This is a genomic window from Clostridium sp. AF34-10BH, assembly GCF_003478095.1.
GTDB lineage: Bacteria > Bacillota > Clostridia > Lachnospirales > Lachnospiraceae > Acetatifactor > Acetatifactor acetigignens.
Genome location: NZ_QUEC01000065.1, coordinates 1 through 2070, shown reverse-complemented (window position 1 = coordinate 2070; position 2070 = coordinate 1). Strand labels below are relative to the sequence as shown.

The following is a 2070-nucleotide window of genomic DNA, read 5'->3' as shown; positions in this document are numbered from 1 at the left end:
AAGAACGGTATCGACAGACGGGTGCAGTATGCCTATGATGCGGCTGGAAATGTGCTAAAACAGGCCATTCTGGGAACGGACGGGGAATGTCTGGAGAGCAGCACCCGGTATGACCTGAAAGACCGGGCGACCCACAGAACCAATCCGGCAGGAGGGGTGACCCGCTATCTCTATGACCGGAATGACAGGCTGCGGAAAGAGATCAGTCCCTACGGCTACGAGCCGGAGAGCGATGACGGGGCGGGGGTATCCTACACCTATGACAGCCGCGGCAACCGCCTCCGCACCACCAATGCATTAGGTGAAGTGGTACAGGAGCTTTCCTACAACCTGCGGAATCAGCCGGTCATCCAAAAGGATACGTTTGGAAACCGGACAGAGCTTTCCTACGAATTGGATGGAAAGATCAAGGATGTCCGGCGATCAGGGAACCATCAGCGTACCCTCCAGCAGTATGAGTATAATGCCAGAGGGCAGATCACGGGAGTTGTGGACGGAAATCAGAATCCCATCTCCTATGACGTGGACAGCTGGGGACGCATCACAGGCATTGGCTTTGCGGACGGGGGGAAGGAAGGCTATGAGTACACTCCGGCAGGGCAGGTCAGCAGGACTATAGACGGTAACGGCAATGCAGTGCAGTACCGTTATAACAGTCTCGGCAAGGTCAGCGAGAGAATTGATCAGCTGGGCGATACAGAGACCTTCCGGTATGACGAGGAGGGCAACCTGTCCCTGCATATCGACCGGGACGGAAGACAGCTGCAGCGCGCCTGCAACGTATTCGGACAGCCTGTGTATGAGAAGGCGTCCGATGCAGAGGGAAAACATACCAACATCAGCACCTGGCACTATGACAGCCTGGGCCGGGTGACCCGTGCCGTCTGTGACGGGAAGTCCTATGAATACATCTACGATGCACATGGTAACCTGAAAGAAAAGCGTTCCAACGGGAAACGCTTAGTTTCCTATACCCATGACAGGGCAGGGCAGATCACGGAGATCAGGGATCCCGCGGGAGTCTGCACCCGGTATGAGTACGATATCTTAGGACGCAGAAGCCGTATTTACAACAATGACGGACTGGAAGTGCGCTACGGCTACGATGCCCTGAACCGCATCCGCCATATCCGTTATGGCAATGGTGTGGAGACCGCCTATACCTACGATGGTGACGGTAACATCCGCACACTGGAAACCAAGGCAGGAGAAAATGTCCTGCTCTCCTTTGCATACCAGTATGACGGCAACGGAAACCGCACAGCGAAGACAGGCATGCAGGCGACTCTGGGCGGCATCACCACAGGGAATAATGCGCTGGATATCTCCTACAATTATGATGTCCGGGGACAGCTTCTGGAAGAGCGGCGGAACGGCGCTTCTGTTTGCTATGCCTATGACAAAGCCGGAAACAGAATCCGGAAGACGGATGTACAGGGAGAAATCCGATATCTTTATAATGAGAAGAACCAGCTAATTGCAGAAGAAAGCCCTGCCGATAGAAAACAGTTTTCTTATGACCGTCAGGGCGGTATAATAGAGGAGAAAAATGCAGCCGGGATCCGCCTGTTCTCCTATAACAGCCGCCGCCAGCAGACAAGGGTGGAAACCGAAACTGGCAACGTGCAGGAGAACCGCTATGACGCGGAAGGCCTGCGTTTTGAACTGCTGGAAAACGGCAGGAGAACCAGCTTTGTATACCACGATGGAGAGCTTCTGCAGGAGGAGGGAAGAGAAGAGCAGAAGACCAGTTATCATCTCGGGGCAGGGATGGAAGCGTTCCGCAGAGGACAGGAACTGTCCTACTACCACAGGGACGAACAGCTCAGTACGGTATTTGTTACTGATGGACAGGGAGAAATCCGGAACAGCTATCAGTATGATGCCTTTGGCATACCCCTTGAGACCACAGAACAGCTGAATAACCGCATCCGCTATACGGGACAACAGTATGATGATGTAACGGGACAGTATTATTTACGGGCGAGGTACTATAATCCGGTTGCCGGGCGTTTCATGCAGGAAGACGTCTATCAGGGGGATGGACTGAATCTGTATGCGTACTGCGGG

The 2070-nt window shown here is 53.8% G+C and carries 1 protein-coding gene; it reads left to right on the top strand.

Annotation, left to right across the window (positions count from 1 at the left end):
* Positions 1–2070 (top strand): RHS repeat-associated core domain-containing protein (locus tag DWZ61_RS19335; RefSeq protein ID WP_279220519.1); only part of this gene is annotated, 2070 nt, incomplete at both ends.